This is a genomic window from Nostoc sp. CHAB 5836, from assembly GCF_020829445.1.
In the GTDB taxonomy this organism is placed as follows: Bacteria; Cyanobacteriota; Cyanobacteriia; order Cyanobacteriales; family Nostocaceae; genus Nostoc.
The window spans coordinates 1-14,138 of sequence record NZ_JAIVFV010000173.1 but is presented as its reverse complement, the minus strand read 5'-3'; the positions used below and the strand labels follow the sequence as shown (position 1 = coordinate 14,138).

The 14,138-nt window shown below is 41.3% G+C and carries 23 protein-coding genes; 9 read left to right on the top strand and 14 right to left on the bottom strand.

The features are described from left to right. The 3 genes from LC605_RS25825 to LC605_RS25820 form a co-directional block, all read left to right on the top strand. On the top strand, nt 1-602 hold a 602-nt coding region (locus tag LC605_RS25825), incomplete at its 5' end, for a superoxide dismutase (protein ID WP_229550353.1). Then, nucleotides 595-726 carry a hypothetical protein gene (locus tag LC605_RS33135; protein ID WP_267868665.1) on the top strand — a complete coding sequence of 44 codons (132 nt, stop codon included), beginning with the start codon at nt 595-597 and terminating at the stop codon, nt 724-726. The genes LC605_RS25825 and LC605_RS33135, both read left to right, overlap by 8 nt. A 628-nt stretch (nt 727-1,354) precedes the next feature. Further along, nucleotides 1,355-2,326: a VCBS repeat-containing protein gene (locus tag LC605_RS25820; protein WP_229550352.1), complete on the top strand. Its 972-nt coding sequence runs from the start codon at nt 1,355-1,357 to the stop codon at nt 2,324-2,326. Between the two features lie 401 nt (nt 2,327-2,727). On the opposite strand, the gene rsmG is transcribed toward LC605_RS25820, so the two are convergent. Further along, complete coding sequence (rsmG, locus tag LC605_RS25815; RefSeq protein ID WP_229550351.1) at nt 2,728-3,462, bottom strand: 16S rRNA (guanine(527)-N(7))-methyltransferase RsmG; 735 nt, start codon at nt 3,460-3,462, stop codon at nt 2,728-2,730. Between the two features lie 7 nt (nt 3,463-3,469). Between rsmG and LC605_RS25810 the strand changes: the two genes are divergently transcribed. Continuing rightward, the gene (locus LC605_RS25810) at nt 3,470-3,616 is read left to right on the top strand and encodes a hypothetical protein (RefSeq protein WP_229550350.1); all 147 of its coding nucleotides are present in this window, start codon (nt 3,470-3,472) and stop codon (nt 3,614-3,616) included. On the opposite strand, the gene LC605_RS25805 is transcribed toward LC605_RS25810, so the two are convergent. Beyond that, the gene (locus tag LC605_RS25805) at nt 3,591-4,265 is read right to left on the bottom strand and encodes an ABC transporter ATP-binding protein (protein ID WP_229550349.1); all 675 of its coding nucleotides are present in this window, start codon (nt 4,263-4,265) and stop codon (nt 3,591-3,593) included. The two genes, LC605_RS25810 and LC605_RS25805, sit on opposite strands and share 26 nt — an antisense overlap. 315 nt (nt 4,266-4,580) lie before the next feature. Here LC605_RS25805 and LC605_RS25800 point away from each other — a divergent pair, with 315 nt between their 5' ends. The 3 genes from LC605_RS25800 (at nt 4,581) to LC605_RS25790 (ending at nt 6,854) form a co-directional block, all read left to right on the top strand. Beyond that, entirely contained in the window at nt 4,581-5,540 is a 960-nt protein-coding gene (locus LC605_RS25800) for a Sll0314/Alr1548 family TPR repeat-containing protein (RefSeq protein ID WP_229550348.1), read from the top strand. A gap of 421 nt (nt 5,541-5,961) precedes the next feature. After that, nucleotides 5,962-6,414, top strand: a complete 453-nt coding sequence (locus LC605_RS25795) for a DUF3531 family protein (protein ID WP_229550347.1) — start codon at nt 5,962-5,964, stop codon at nt 6,412-6,414. 8 nt (nt 6,415-6,422) lie between these two features. Continuing rightward, the gene (locus LC605_RS25790) at nt 6,423-6,854 is read left to right on the top strand and encodes an NUDIX hydrolase (protein ID WP_229550346.1); all 432 of its coding nucleotides are present in this window, start codon (nt 6,423-6,425) and stop codon (nt 6,852-6,854) included. A gap of 1 nt (nt 6,855) precedes the next feature. Here LC605_RS25790 and LC605_RS25785 read toward each other — a convergent pair whose 3' ends face one another. The 5 genes from LC605_RS25785 to LC605_RS25765 form a co-directional block, all read right to left on the bottom strand. Continuing rightward, nucleotides 6,856-7,239, bottom strand: a complete 384-nt coding sequence (locus LC605_RS25785) for a type II toxin-antitoxin system HicB family antitoxin (protein WP_229550345.1) — start codon at nt 7,237-7,239, stop codon at nt 6,856-6,858. After that, a complete protein-coding gene (locus tag LC605_RS25780) occupies nt 7,205-7,480 on the bottom strand; it encodes a type II toxin-antitoxin system HicA family toxin (RefSeq protein ID WP_180277449.1) in 276 nt (91 codons plus the stop codon). The genes LC605_RS25785 and LC605_RS25780 overlap by 35 nt, the downstream gene beginning before the upstream one ends. Nucleotides 7,481-7,643: 163 nt before the next feature. After that, nucleotides 7,644-7,913 (bottom strand): hypothetical protein, encoded by a 270-nt coding sequence (locus LC605_RS25775; protein WP_229550344.1) that lies wholly within the window; start codon nt 7,911-7,913, stop codon nt 7,644-7,646. Beyond that, entirely contained in the window at nt 7,910-8,128 is a 219-nt protein-coding gene (locus LC605_RS25770; protein WP_229550343.1) for a hypothetical protein, read from the bottom strand. The genes LC605_RS25775 and LC605_RS25770 overlap by 4 nt, the downstream gene beginning before the upstream one ends. A 5-nt stretch (nt 8,129-8,133) precedes the next feature. Beyond that, nucleotides 8,134-8,787: a DUF3223 domain-containing protein gene (locus tag LC605_RS25765; RefSeq protein ID WP_229550342.1), complete on the bottom strand. Its 654-nt coding sequence runs from the start codon at nt 8,785-8,787 to the stop codon at nt 8,134-8,136. A gap of 285 nt (nt 8,788-9,072) precedes the next feature. Between LC605_RS25765 and LC605_RS25760 the strand changes: the two genes are divergently transcribed. Continuing rightward, nucleotides 9,073-9,576, top strand: coding sequence for a DUF29 domain-containing protein (locus LC605_RS25760; RefSeq protein ID WP_229550341.1), 504 nt, complete (start codon nt 9,073-9,075; stop codon nt 9,574-9,576). A 7-nt stretch (nt 9,577-9,583) separates the two neighbouring features. Here LC605_RS25760 and LC605_RS25755 read toward each other — a convergent pair whose 3' ends face one another. From LC605_RS25755 to LC605_RS25745, 3 genes are all read right to left on the bottom strand, one after another. Further along, nucleotides 9,584-9,760, bottom strand: a complete 177-nt coding sequence (locus LC605_RS25755; protein ID WP_229550340.1) for a type II toxin-antitoxin system HicA family toxin — start codon at nt 9,758-9,760, stop codon at nt 9,584-9,586. Between the two features lie 30 nt (nt 9,761-9,790). After that, nucleotides 9,791-9,994, bottom strand: a complete 204-nt coding sequence (locus tag LC605_RS25750) for a type II toxin-antitoxin system HicB family antitoxin (RefSeq protein ID WP_229550339.1) — start codon at nt 9,992-9,994, stop codon at nt 9,791-9,793. Nucleotides 9,995-10,090: 96 nt separating this feature from the next. Then, nucleotides 10,091-10,336: a hypothetical protein gene (locus LC605_RS25745; RefSeq protein WP_229550338.1), complete on the bottom strand. Its 246-nt coding sequence runs from the start codon at nt 10,334-10,336 to the stop codon at nt 10,091-10,093. Nucleotides 10,337-10,927: 591 nt separating this feature from the next. Between LC605_RS25745 and ggt the strand changes: the two genes are divergently transcribed. Continuing rightward, nucleotides 10,928-12,691, top strand: a complete 1,764-nt coding sequence (ggt, locus tag LC605_RS25740; RefSeq protein ID WP_229550337.1) for a gamma-glutamyltransferase — start codon at nt 10,928-10,930, stop codon at nt 12,689-12,691. 23 nt (nt 12,692-12,714) lie between these two features. Here ggt and LC605_RS25735 read toward each other — a convergent pair whose 3' ends face one another. The 4 genes from LC605_RS25735 to LC605_RS25720 form a co-directional block, all read right to left on the bottom strand. Then, nucleotides 12,715-13,047 (bottom strand): type II toxin-antitoxin system RelE/ParE family toxin, encoded by a 333-nt coding sequence (locus LC605_RS25735; protein WP_229550336.1) that lies wholly within the window; start codon nt 13,045-13,047, stop codon nt 12,715-12,717. Next, nucleotides 13,031-13,294 carry a hypothetical protein gene (locus LC605_RS25730; protein ID WP_229550335.1) on the bottom strand — a complete coding sequence of 88 codons (264 nt, stop codon included), beginning with the start codon at nt 13,292-13,294 and terminating at the stop codon, nt 13,031-13,033. The genes LC605_RS25735 and LC605_RS25730 overlap by 17 nt, the downstream gene beginning before the upstream one ends. Before the next feature lie 83 nt (nt 13,295-13,377). Further along, entirely contained in the window at nt 13,378-13,641 is a 264-nt protein-coding gene (locus tag LC605_RS25725) for a type II toxin-antitoxin system RelE/ParE family toxin (protein ID WP_229550334.1), read from the bottom strand. After that, nucleotides 13,638-13,850, bottom strand: a complete 213-nt coding sequence (locus LC605_RS25720; RefSeq protein ID WP_229550333.1) for a hypothetical protein — start codon at nt 13,848-13,850, stop codon at nt 13,638-13,640. The genes LC605_RS25725 and LC605_RS25720 overlap by 4 nt, the downstream gene beginning before the upstream one ends. Nucleotides 13,851-14,138 lie beyond the last annotated feature (288 nt).

The following is a 14,138-nucleotide window of genomic DNA, read 5'->3' as shown; positions in this document are numbered from 1 at the left end:
CCTTACCTTACCCCTACGAAGCACTTGAACCACACATCGATGCCAAAACGATGCAGTTTCACCACGATAAACACCATGCAACTTATGTGAAAAACCTGAATGCAGCGTTAGCCAAACACCCAGAACTCAAAGGCAAAACTGTTGAAGAATTGTTGCAGAAACTTGACAATGTACCACAAGATATTCGTACGACAGTACGCAATAATGGCGGTGGTCATGTGAACCACTCAATGTTCTGGGAAATTATGAAGCCGAAAGGTGGAGGAGAACCAACAGGAGATATAGCCTCGGCTATTAATCAAAATTTTGGCTACTTTGCAGCTTTCAAAAAACAGTTTAACGAAGCTGGTGCTGGTCGTTTTGGTAGTGGTTGGGTTTGGCTAGTGCGTAACAAAGGTGGCAAGTTAGAAGTGATAACTACAGCCAACCAAGATAGTCCCTTAAGTCAAGGCAAATATCCCATCATGGGTAATGATGTATGGGAACACGCATATTATCTCAATTACCAGAATCGCCGCGCCGATTATTTAGATGCTTGGTGGAACGTGGTTAATTGGGATGAGATTAACAAGCGGTTTGCAGCAGCAAGTAAATTTGCCTGAAACCAAACAACAATTTAGAGTTAGCGACTTCCAATTTAAAAAATACTCAACTACTTTTTGTCGGGTGGGCGACACGATCGCCCGTAGTCAAGGGCAGGCTTTTCGGCACACCCCAGAAGATTGAATAATTTATTTATTGGAAGTCTCTTATAGACCAATAAGTAGAACGGCGTAAATAATTAAAGGTTTGTAATAAGGACTTTAGTCCTCATTTGAGGGCTGTTCGCGGAGCGTTCCCGTAGGGTAGCCCTCTCTACGAGACGCACTCGCGTTCACTACAAACTAATATCAAGATTTTTTACATTACTTAACCTAGTTTGATTTATTCTCACCGACTTACTTACGCTTGGATTAAGGCTAAAACTCTGTTACAAACTCAATTTTTTAACGTAGACGCTTCGGCTTGCCGCAGGCTACCGTCATCGCGAGTGCGTCTCCCCCTGGGAGAAGGACGCAAAGGGCGCAAAGAGAAGAAAGAAATGCTTAACCCAAGACTATTGGAATATAGCCTTTCCTAATCACATGAGGTACATCTAAGTAAGCTCCCCGCTTGCTCTTAGGGGGTTGAGGTGGGGTTCTTGTATCTGACTCAACTGATGACCGCTATATCTCTTTATAAAGATTGTAACTCTATTGACACATCGTATGCTACATTAGTCAATACTTGGTAAACGCTCTATTGTACAAATAATTAATGTGTAATTTGAGTAAAAACACTCTTGAGTCATTTTTATTATAAGGAGGATGTTGTCATGAAAATTGGTTGTAAATTATTCATGGTTGCTTTAACGGCTCCATTATTGATTGGAATTTTAAATTTTAAAGCAGAAGCTCAAGTTATTAAACAATGGGGCCAAAATGGTGATATTCCCGTTCCCGGCGATTATGATAAGGATCTTAAAACAGATATTGCAGTCTGGCGACCAAGTAATGGTGCTTGGTATGTAATTAACAGTTTTACAGGTCAAGTAGTTATTAGACAATGGGGTGCGAAAGATGATATTCCCGTTCCCGGCGATTATGATAATGATGGTCAAACAGATTTTGCAGTCTGGCGACCAAGTAATAGTATTTGGTTTGTAATTAACAGTTCTACAGGTCAAGTAAGTACTAAGCAATTGGGCCAAAATGGTGATATGCCCGTTCCCGGCGATTATGATAATGATGGTAAAACAGATATTGCAGTCTGGCGACCAAGCAATGGTACTTGGTTTGTAATTAACAGTTCTACGGGTCAACTAAGTACTAAGCAATGGGGACAAAATGGTGATATTCCCGTTCCCGGCAATTATAATAATCCTCTTAAAACAGATTTTGCAGTCTGGCGACCAAGTAATGGTAATTGGTATGTAATTAACAGTTCTACAACAGCCAACAGTTCTATAGTTGAACAAAACACTACACAATTGGGCCAAAATGGTGATATTCCTGTTCCCGGCGATTATAATAATGATCGTAGAACTGATTTTGCAGTCTGGCAACCAAGTAATGGTACTTGGTATGTAATTAACAATTTGGCAAGTCAACGAGTTAACAGTTTGACAAGTCAAGGAATTAACAGTTTGGCAAATCAAATATTTAACAGTTTGACAGGTCAAGTAAATACTAAACAATGGGGTTCAGCTGGTGATACTCCAGTTCCCGGCAATTATGACTCCCCTGCTAGGAGTAACTTTGCAGTCTGGCGACCGAGTAATGGCACTTGGTATATTCTTGGGAATTAGGGCTAATATTTTGTCTGGTTAATTTTCTCGAAACAATATCTTTACTAATTCCCTGTGACAAAGTTTTATTTTTGCTTACCTTCTTTCCGCTTGCGGGAAGAAGTTATTTTATGTGGCTAATTCATACTTTCACTTAGAGGATGTTTTAAAAATCCTCTGGTCGGTAGCAAAACGTTTTAGATCGCCCTAAATCCACGCCACTTGCTTCACTTGGCGAGACCCCAAGACCGCAGTGGCTACCCGATAAATTGGAGGACTTTGATTCCTGTTCTCCCCTTTGGTGTATACACAAGTCGGCAGAAGACCTCTCCCCAAACCCCTCTCCGACGCACAGAGGGGCTTTAAACAACATTGGCTCCCCTTCCCTCGTAGGGAAGGGGCTGGGGGTTAGGTCTGAGACGTCAAAGCGGTTTTTGAGAAGGTACACCTACAGCACGAGGAAAATTAGCTGGTGTGTTTGCTACCTTACGCACATAAAGGCAATGACGGATGCTATCACTTAGAGGAGTGGTAAATTTTTCAATTAATTCAATCACACCACCTAGCTCGCTAACAGCTTTTTCCAAAACTGTGGTTTCATCCTCTGTCCAATTACCCCGATAAATGATAGCTAGACCTCCCTGTTTGAGCAGTGGTAGGGTATATTCTGCACAGACAGAGGCTGCTCCTACAGCACGGATCAATGCAATGTCATAAGCTAGTCGATGCTGGGAGTGCTGACCAATTTCTTCAGCTCTACTAACAAGAGTCTTGGCGTTGGTAAGGGCAAGTTCAGTTAATATATTGTCGAGAAAAGTAATTTTTTTGCGAGTGGAATCGACAAGAGTAATTGTGCAATTAGGTAGAGTAATTGCCACTGGTACACCCGGAAAACCCGCTCCTGTACCAATATCGATGAGAGTAGGGGAAGCAGGGGAAAAATTTGCTGATAATAGGGGTGCAATTCCTCGCAGAGAATCCCAGAGATGTTTTTCCCAAAACTCTTGGGGGTCAGTGATCCGAGTTAAATTTAGTTGGCGATTACCTTCTAAGATTAACTCATAAAGCCTTTGAAATTGCCTTTGCTGTTGGACAGTTGGCTTCCAATTGAGAGTTTGCTGCCAGATTTCTGCCATTTCAGGCAATAAGTTTGTCATTTGTCATTTGTCATTTGTCATTTGTCATTTGTCATTAATAGTTCTTCTTCCCCTACTCCCTCATCCCCCGGTTGGTGAGCGAAGTCGAACCACATCCCCCTCATCTCCCTCATCCCCCTCATCCCACGTCATACCGATGGCAGAGGTTCTTTGACTTTGGATTCTAGTGTCTTTGGATCTACTGATTCTAATTCACCGTGGTTGAGTGTCCAGCAACGATCTGCGATCGCTAACAGATCCCCAGCATCGTGTGTCACTACCAACAGCGTCCAATCTTGTTTCAGTTTCGCTAATAAATTTACCAGTTGCCGACGCATTGACCAATCTAACCCAGCTGTCGGTTCATCCAATAATAGTAAATTTGGCTGGCGAATCAATTGCACTGCCAAAGCTAAACGTCTTTGTTGACCACCACTTAAAGCATGGGGAGCAACGGAGAGCGATAAATGCTCTAATCCCACCTCACTCAGAGCCTGTCTGACTCGTTCTGACCCTAACTCAGGATGTCCTAAACGCAATTCTTCTAAAATCGAACCACCACAAAAGTGGCGTTCTGGAAACTGAAATACCAACCCAGCCAATTGTTGTAGCTGTTCGGCTATAAGTTCTTGTTCTCGCCAGAAAAGTGCGCCGGTAGTGGGTTCGGCTAGTCCCGACAAAATTTCTAGTAAGGTACTTTTTCCCGAACCACTCGGGCCAATAATCAGACCTAGCTGCTGGGGTGCTAATTCCAAGTTGATCGATTTGAGAATCGCTGTTGGGCACGCTGTCGGGTGATAAATTACATTTCGGAGATAGAGCATTTGTTAAGATTACCAAAAAGTCAGCAAATTACTGATTAGCTACACTGAGAGGATCTGGAAAATTCTGAAAAAATTTCTCGCGCATTACCAGCCTTAACACCTTAATCTAGCAGCAAGAATCATTCACTTTTTCTCCATTGTGGCAGACTCACTCTTAAACAATGGCGATAACAAGCCTGGGAGCATGAAAAGATTACCAAAGTCAACCTTTATAAAAAATTTTGCTTGAAGCACAGGCTAGTTGAAATTAACCATTTTTTTGCAGTCTAAGTAACATATACAACTATTTCAACCGCAATTATTCGGAGGGTTAAAATGACTAAAAGTTTTTCTTCACCTGGATTATTAGTGTCTGCTAGACTCACTACCCTTGCTCAGACTGCTTTTACAGTTGCGTTCGCCTTTGGCGTTGCCCCTTGGGCGATCGCACTTAATCTGTGGGTAAATCCCTCCCTGGCTGGCGATCCCTTTCGCGATCGCGAACCTCATCAAATTGGCGACCAAACAGAAGCCGCTTTTAAAGCGATTTTCCAACAGGGCAACTATCCAGCAGCAGAACGGTATCTGCAACAAGCATTATCCAAAGAGCCAAATGAACCTTTAGCTTATGCGATCAAGGCATCTTTAGCATACGGAAATCAGGATTGGGCTAAACTCGCCACCTACAGCCAGAAAACTCTAGAAACTGGAGAGAAACTGATTGCTAGCGATCCTTTGCGTGGTAATTTATACACTGCCGTTGGTCATTTTTTAGAGGGTGCAGTAGTTCTCACTCGTGAGGGTACAGTCAACGGTGTACCACAAGCCTTTAGTCGCTTGCGGCAAGTTTATGAATATTTAGATAAAGCCGAAGCAATTTCTGCCAACGATCCAGAACTGAATTTAATCAAGGGTTATATGGATTTATTGTTGGCGGTTAATTTGCCTTTTGCTAGCCCAGATCAGGCAATTGGACGGTTAGAACAAAATGCTGCTCCTCGGTATCTTGTGGATCGGGGTATTGCTCTTGCTTATCGGGATTTAAAACAGTATTCACAGGCACTAGAGTATGTGAATCGGGCAATCAAAACCACATCTGATAATCCAGAAATTTCTTATCTCAAAGCCCAAATCCTCAAAGAACTGGGGCAAAAAGAAAAGAGTCAGCAGATGATCCGGGAAGCGATCGCTCATTTTGACAAAGCATTGACTAAAAAATCCCAACTTCCAGACGATTTAGTCAAACAAATTGAGCGTGAACGCAAAAATGCTGTTAACTTAAAGAATCCTGGGTAATTGGGCATTGGGCATTAGATATAGGAGTGAAAAAGAATTGTTTTGACATAGCAGCGCTACCTCTGTGCAACGGTTCTGGGTAACGCATATTTAATTTCTACCAGATTTCTATTGGCAATTAAGTTTTGTCTCTATCCCCTATTCCCAGGGCTATTTCATTGTAGAGATGAACCGCCATCGCGTAGCGTCTCCCCCTGGGAGAAGGACGCAAAGGGCGCAAAGAGAAGGAAGAAATGCTTAACTCAAGCGTATTGGACTATAACCTTTTCTCAGTAGTCTTTAGACTACTTTCGCTATTAGACTCAGAATTAATTCTGAGGCGGGCTAGATGAGAATGAAATAGCCGTGCCCCTATTCCCCATTCGCCATTCTTACTTTGATATGCTTATTTGCAGAAGAGTAATTAAGATATTAGACCGAAATGGAGATTCAGTTCCGCGAAATTAATCCTTTTGATGTGTGGATTTGGCTGAAATTCAGCACAAATCCTTCTGCGCGTGAAAAGCAGTATGTAGAAGAAGTTTTCAATTCCTGGTTTTATCTAGGTAAATTGGGTGCATTTAATGCAGAGAACCTCCAGGTGCAGGACACTGGACTCGATATCAGCTACATGAATTATGATGAACAAGGTTATGACAAAAGTCTGCTAGCACTGATGCACAACATTGGTGAGTTTGAATATGAGGGACAGTGGGGGCGTTGTTGGTTTGATTTAGGAACCAGTGATGCGATCGCTCTGGATATTTTAATCAACGCCCTCACACAGCTAAGTCAGGAATATGTCACTATTGAAGAATTGTACATCGGTGGTGAAAATCCAGATTGGCCTATTGAAGATAGCGAAAGTCGTCCTCACTCTATTTACGATAATTAGTTACCAAAATGAATAAAGCAGGCGAAATTAGGGTAATAGCTTTGGGGCTAATTCGGGATGGCGAACGCATATTTCTTTCTGAAGGCTACGATCCCGTAAAGGAAGAAAGATTTTATCGTGCTTTGGGCGGTGGTGTTGAATTTGGCGAAACCAGCCGCATCGCCTTAGAACGGGAGTTTCAAGAGGAAATTCAGGCAGAATTAACGAATATTAAATATCTAGGTTGTATAGAAAACTTGTTTACATTTAATGGTAGGCAAGGTCATGAAATTATTCAGCTTTATCAATGTGACTTTGCTGATTCAAAATTTTATCAATTGGAAAGTTTAGTTTTTTCAGAATCACCAAATCATCAACATAGAGCCTTATGGATAGATATCTCTCGCTTGAAATCAGGAGAATTCAGATTAGTACCTGAAGTATTTTTTGAATATTTATAAATTATCTGGAAATCGCACTCAACAAAGACACAATATACTGGTTGAGACTAACACCTTCCCGTTCAGAAGTCTCAGCTAAACGTCGATGTAAAGATTTCGGCATCCGTAGTAGTAGTTTACCGCTATAGCTATCATTAGTACTTGGTAATGGAATATCATCGTCGGCTTCATAAGCTGTCTCAATCCATAATTCCCGCGCCTCATTGAGATTTGCCATTGTCTCTTCAAGGGTTTCGCCTTGGGTAAGACATCCAGGTAAATCTTTAATTTGAGCTACATATCCACCCTCTGGGTCGGGGTAAAGTGTTACAGGGTACTGAAGATTTAAATAATATTCTAAGGACGGCTTCTCAATCTGCTGGTTCTTCTGGTTCAGTGTCTTCATCAATCCACTCTTCTAAATTTAATAGTTCAACTATTTGCTGTACATAAACTCCTTTAACTTTTTGTCCTCCTGTTTTAGGTACAGTGATGGTTTTACCTTGGGAGTCCCGAAAGCTATGATGGCTACCCTTAGACCTTTTCTCTTCAAAGCCAAAAGCTTCTAATAGATAGTAAACTTCCTGAAACCGGACTTCTGGAGGTCGTTTTAGGAACTGATCTACTAATTTTCTTAATTTGCTCATTCAGACATGATACTATATATAGTATCAAATTTTTGAGAGATAAAAAAGCGATCGCTCTAATCAAGTCCCACCTGCACTAATTCTGCTTTAGATTTCACTGCCGTTACTGCATAGTAAGCGCTCATCTTTTGATCAAAATTGGGTATGCGATCGCACTGTGTCGCTACAACCCAGAGAGCAACTTATTATACTCTGCGTGTGAACCGAGCCAAAACCAAATAACGGTATCTCCATCTAACTGTCCAACCGCTCGATAATTTTTGCTAATCCGTGCTGAATAAATTGGTAGTTCTGGATGTACTTTTTTGAAGCGCAAGCTTGGATGACTCGGATCTTGTTTGAAGAGGCGGTATGCCTCACGTGTTTGCTCTTGAACTTGCTCAGGTAGATCCCCAAACCCTTGACGAAACTGAGCGGTTATACGTGACTTCACAATGTATCTGGATCTAGCTCTTGGCTTTTACCTGCACGGTATTGGGCCATTGCTTCGGTTGCAAGTTTGGCAAGTATGTCTGGAGAACGGGCAAAAGCTTCATCCCAACGGCGTTCATCTTCTAGTTCTGCCAAAATCATCGCTGCGATTGCATCTTGTTCATTGGCAGGCAAATTTTTTAGTTTAGCGATCGCTTGTTCAAGTAGCTCTGTCATGGCTATTAATCTTTACGCTTGCTTCTAATCTCAAGGGTAGCGTTTTCATAATGATATTTTATCCACTTTTCTCGAAGAGCTTCATCAGCAAAACTCATAGTGAAATCACCATCACCATGAACTTTGAATAATTGTTCCGATAGGGTTAAATCCTCATTTTTTTTGAATGCTTCTGCCAGTTCTTTCAAATGTAAAGGCGAATGTGCGACATATGAGTCTTTTAAGGAGATAAAGTCACTAGTAATAGGACAGCGCAATTTTTCTACCTCTTGGAAAGCTTTTTCTCGATAAGCATTGACATAGCTATCTATAGCTTCTGTGCAAGCCATGAGAAAATGACTTGTCACTGATGGAGGGCTTCCAATGCATACTTTGTAACTGAAGTTATCTATTGAACCATTTATACGTTTAAACCAGAAACCTCTCGACTTGCCGCGATTAACTACATTCTCTTGTATCCAGATAGTCTCTATTCCATCACCAATTTTCTCATAGGCATCGGGATGATTATTAAAAAACAATCTCATAAATTGGAAGTCTTTAAGAGATAAAGGTTGGTTTGGCTTGTATGCATAGAGAATATTTTGAACATATTCTTTTAGTTCTTTTTGCGTTTCAAATACTTTGTCCATAATTTGAGTTTTTTTCTTTCTAGCCATTTTTGCTCTACACGTCACTTCGAGAAACAGGTTTTTTAAATTGTGGGCTAGATTAACTGTGAATGCTAACGATGAATCTACTGATCAAACAACATCCTTAAGCGATCGCACAGCGATTTGTAAGCTGCGCCACTAGTCTCGGCTGATTTCGACTAACGCTTTACCTGTTCGCAAAAGCTGTATGGCAAAGAGGTAAACTACATATAGCGATCGCTCTCAATAGCAGAACTAGTATTTGAGACGGTTCTACAATAAAAGCAAAAACGTTGAGGTTGAACTAACCTAATGCGTGTACCTGAAACAAACCCAAAGATACCGATGCTTTCACCAAGCCTCTACGAAACTGATTTTTACGCTTGGACACAGGAACAAGTAACTTTACTTCGCAATGAGCAGTGGAGTCAGATTGATCTGCAAAATCTGATTGAGGAGATTCAATCTTTGGGTAAACAGCAACGTCAAGAACTGCGAAACCGTCTGAGTGTGTTGATTGGACATTTACTAAAATGGCAGTACCAGTCCCAATACCGTAGCCGTAGCTGGTTAGCAACACTTCGTATTCAACGCTTAGATATTGCTGAATTGCTCGAAGAAAATCCTAGCCTAAAGCCCTACCTTGAAGAAGGACTTCGCAAAGCCTATCTTAAAGGTGTGGAATTAGCTGTTGGAGAAACAGATTTGCCCAAGCGAATTTTTCCGGTAGAGTTTCCTTACAGTTTGTCAGAGATTTTGAACTATGATTTTTACCCCGGTGAACCAAGCAAGTTAGTGGATGAATCAGAGCAGTAATTTGAAATTAAAGTAAATCTTCTTCAGATAGCTGGGCTATTTTCATCAAGGCTTTTAAGGTTCCAACTTTCAAATCTTGATTGCGGTGAAGAGGAATTGACGGGATTTTTTCTACTTCGGGGTTTTGATAAATATAGTGACTGCCAGTAAGTTCTTTGCAAAACCCAACCTTTTTGTTCCACAATCTTACAAAGTTGCTTGCCAGAAATCGATTTCATACAGCAATTTCGACAACTTGATCTGTTGACTCAATTGCATTACGACTATTAGCAACTTCAAGCCAACCCTCAATAGCGTCTTTTAAATTAGTCATCACCTCTTCTATGGTGTCTCCTTCGGTAATACAACCGGGAAGCGCGGGAACCTCTGCCCAAAAGCCGCCTTCTTCTGCTGGATGAATGATCGCTCTGATTTTCATAAACCTGTTGAGCTAGTTTTTTTTGCTAACTGTTTGAGTTCCATGACTCGCAAAAGTTGATTTGCAGAGACTGGTAAATTACCATAGCGATCGCCTTTATGTCCAGTCTTCTGTGCGTAAACTCACAATTTTTCCAAAATCAGAGGAATTACGAGTCACACGATATTCGCGCCCTAGTTCCATAGCTTCATCATAAGCTGAGTTATCAGTAAATGTTCCAGCAATCTTTTCCCACCAAGGTATTGTCGGGGAGGAAACAACCTCTAATTTACTTTTGAGGCGTGCAACTTCTGCCTCTAGAATCGCTACTCGTTCTTCTAATTTTCCCGATATTGTTGACATAACTTACTTATCTTCGAGATATTTCACAACTAACTATTGCTATGATCGCATCTTGTTCATTGGCAGGCAAGTTTTTTAGTTTAGCGATCACTTGTTCAAGTAGCTCTGTCATAGCTGTTAATTGTTACGAAAGTCATACAGAAATTATCTCTGCTTGCACTCTGTTGGGGTTGTTAGGGTGCGATCGCGCTTTACTTCTACTAGATTTATTATTTGTCTCCAGAAATACATCAACTTTACTTATGCTCACTCACTAGTTTGGGCACACTCACATAATCGCGATCGCTGCAACTGAAATATTTAGACCCCGGTTCTGCAAACACGTTTATTGTCACTACCGACTTTATGAGAGAGCTTTTTGTAAACTTTCTTACTGCGATGGAGTTAGATATCAAAATTTGAAAAATTGATAAATATGATAAATAGTTGACTAGCCTTGTAATATGCTATAAGTTTATGTCTGGTAAGCTAATCTGTGAAATAAACAATAAATCAACAAGCAAGACTCTCGATATTACTAGAGTTTCGATGAGGCTTTTTTGTAATTCCAGCATTGACAATAAATGAAATATTTAAATTTGGAGAGTTGCATTGACTACAGCATCTAAGTTTGCCTTAAGTACTTGTCTGCTCCCCCTCACACTCAGTGCTACCCTCTTGCCAGCTATTATAGGCAAAGCCCAAAACCCTCCGCCACCGGAGGCTGCAAGTGGTCGAGTTGAGCGGGAAGCTGTTCGCACGAAAAAGTATGTGGTAGTAGCTGCAAATCCACTAGCATCAGCCGCCGGACGCGATGTTCTACGTCGTGGGGGTAGTGCGATCGACGCTGCTATTGCCGTCCAAATGGTACTGACGTTGGTAGAGCCGCAATCTTCAGGTATTGGTGGTGGTGCTTTCCTCGTTTACTACGATGCCAAAACGAAGAAGTTGGTCACTTATGATGGTCGAGAAACTGCACCAGCTGCGGCTAAACCAGATCGCTTTCTTGATGCTAATGGCAAACCATTACAGTTTTATGATGCTGTTGTCGGAGGTAAATCCGTAGGTGTGCCTGGGGTGTTACGAATGCTAGAGTTGGCACACAAAAAATATGGCAAGTTACCTTGGTCTCAACTATTTCAACGAGCTATCCAACTTTCTGAACAAGGTTTTCCACTTTCACCACGTTTGTACACTCTGCTAAGTAAGGATCAATATCTATCTCGTAACGAGCCAGCTAAGAGCTATTTCTATCAACCCGATGGTACACCCAAGCCAATTGGTACAAAATTGGTCAATCAACCTTTGGCAGAGGTATTGCGTCAGATTGCCAAAGGAGGTGCTAATGCCTTTTATCAAGGAAATATTGCTAAAGACGTAGTAGCTACGGTGAGGCAAGCTGCTGTACCAGGTGACTTAACTACCACTGATCTAGTGCAATATCAAGCTAAACTGCGAGAGCCAGTTTGTGGCACTTATCGAGTTTACAAAGTTTGCGGCATGGGGCCTCCAAGTTCTGGTGGTTTGACCGTACTGCAAATTCTAGGTATTCTTCAACAATTTAATCTGGCAGCTTTAAAGCCAGCTTCGCTAGAAGCAGTGCATTTATTTTCTGAAGCTGGACGTTTAGCTTATGCTGACAGAAATTTATACATAGCTGACACAGATTTTGTGCCAGTGCCAGTCAAAGAATTAATTAACCCTAACTACCTGAAGTTACGCGCAGCGATAATCAATCCTGAACGTTCAATGGGTCAAGCCCAGGCCGGTAAGCCATTGTTACAGCAAGCACATCGCTGGGGTAAAAATCAATCTAGGGATTTCCCCTCTACTAGTCATGTTTCAATAGTCGATGCGGCAGGTAACGCTGTTTCAATGACTACTAGCATTGAAGATGCTTTTGGCTCTAGATTAATGGTACGAGGCTTCTTACTTAACAATCAACTGACAGATTTCTCTTTTTCACCGACATCAGAAGGAAAGCCTGTTGCTAATCGCATAGAAGCCAAGAAACGTCCTAGAAGCTCAATGTCTCCAATGATGGTCTTTGATCGCAATGGCAAGCTGGTAATGGTAATTGGTTCAGCTGGTGGAGCGCAAATCATTAATTATGTCGCTAAGGCAATAGTAGCCCATCTAGACTGGGGATTAGACATTCAGCAAGCGCTATCTTTGCCAAATTTTGGTAGTCGTAATGGGCCAACTGATCTAGAAGAAAATACAGATGTTGCCAACCTGAAACCTGCTTTAGAAGCCAAGGGTCATACAGTCAGCATTGTCCAATTAACCAGTGGTTCCACCGGAATTGTACTGACTAATCAAGGCCTAGTTAGTGGTGCTGACCCACGTCGTGAAGGAGTGCCTTTAGGTGAGTAACAGCTAGTGTTAGGCAACTAAACTCAACCTTCTAACTCCTCTAGGTCATCTACTGTCAGTGGTGCTTGTCCACTGTGGCGCACATACAATACATTAACTGTAGTACCTCGAATCGTAAAAATTACTCGGTATACATTTTTGGCTTTTCCATAAAGGAGTTGACGTACTTCTTCTGGAAAAATTTCATGTTCGACTGCTAAAGCACAACGTTGGGGCTTCTCTTGTAGGGTAGCAATAGCATTCATCAATCCTCGAAACCAACGATCGCTAAATTCAGGATTCTGCTCTCGATACCAGCGATAAGCTTGCTCAATCTGAGCCTCCGCGATTGGGGTAATCTCAACCTGAAATGCCATACTTTTGCTGCATTTCTTCGACGAAATCCCCAATCGGGCGAGTTTGACCAGCGTTGAGTTCCTCGAAACCTTGCCCAATACCTGCAATTGTCTCCAACTGATCAATCAGTTGGCGTAATTTGGTAGGGTCGATTTTGCCAGGATCTAGAAAGGTGACGAGAACTTGAGAGCGATCGCTAATATCTTGCGGTAACTGGCTGAGGTGAATTTCTCCATCCCGATAAATGCCTTCGATAGTTTTTATCATGAGTTGAAGTTGGGTTGGTATTTCCTTTAATTTTAGTAACTAGACTCAAAGGGATGGGTCTGGAATTCTCGCCTTATCAAGTGTCAATCATCTCTATAAACTTCTCTGCGATGCGCAACTCTGACAACGGTTACGACTAAGACATCATCGGAAATATGATACAAAATCCGATAATCGCCTACTCTGATGCGATAACGATTTTCACCATTTTTTAATTTGCCGACACCATCAGGGCGAGGATCAAGAGCTAATTGCTGAATTTTACTTTCTAGCCTTTCTTGAATATCTACGGGTAACTTTTTGAGTTGTTTAGATGCATTTTTGGAAATTTCTACTTGGTAGCTCATGCAGTTTTTTGCTGATGTTCTGACCAAGTTAAAGTGCCATTTTCTTCGATATCTTTTAATCCTTCTTCAAAGTCTCTTTCGTCCAACTCGTCTTCCTGTTTACGGATTTTTAACAGTAATAAAATTTCTTGTAAGGTATCGTCATAAACCAGTTCTAATTGTTCATTAATAGCCTTGATTAACGCTTGTCTTTTAGTTGTAGTTTCCATACTTTTACTCTTTTTAAATGCTCGTCATTGTCTATAATTTTAACATTTTTAACATTCTGTTTTACTCTAAACAAATGTTTCACCACTTCTAAAAGAATCAGAACTTATTTGTCAATGATGACTGTAATCATGGATTTGATGAGCCTGATCCTTGATTAGATTTTGGTATCTTGAATAATATGCGTATCGTTTCAGTCTAAGGAAATGCATACTTACCGCTACGATACTGAAAGCTTTGTGAATACAGCAGTACTGACTGGGAGCAATGCGATTTTGTGAGCTGACTCC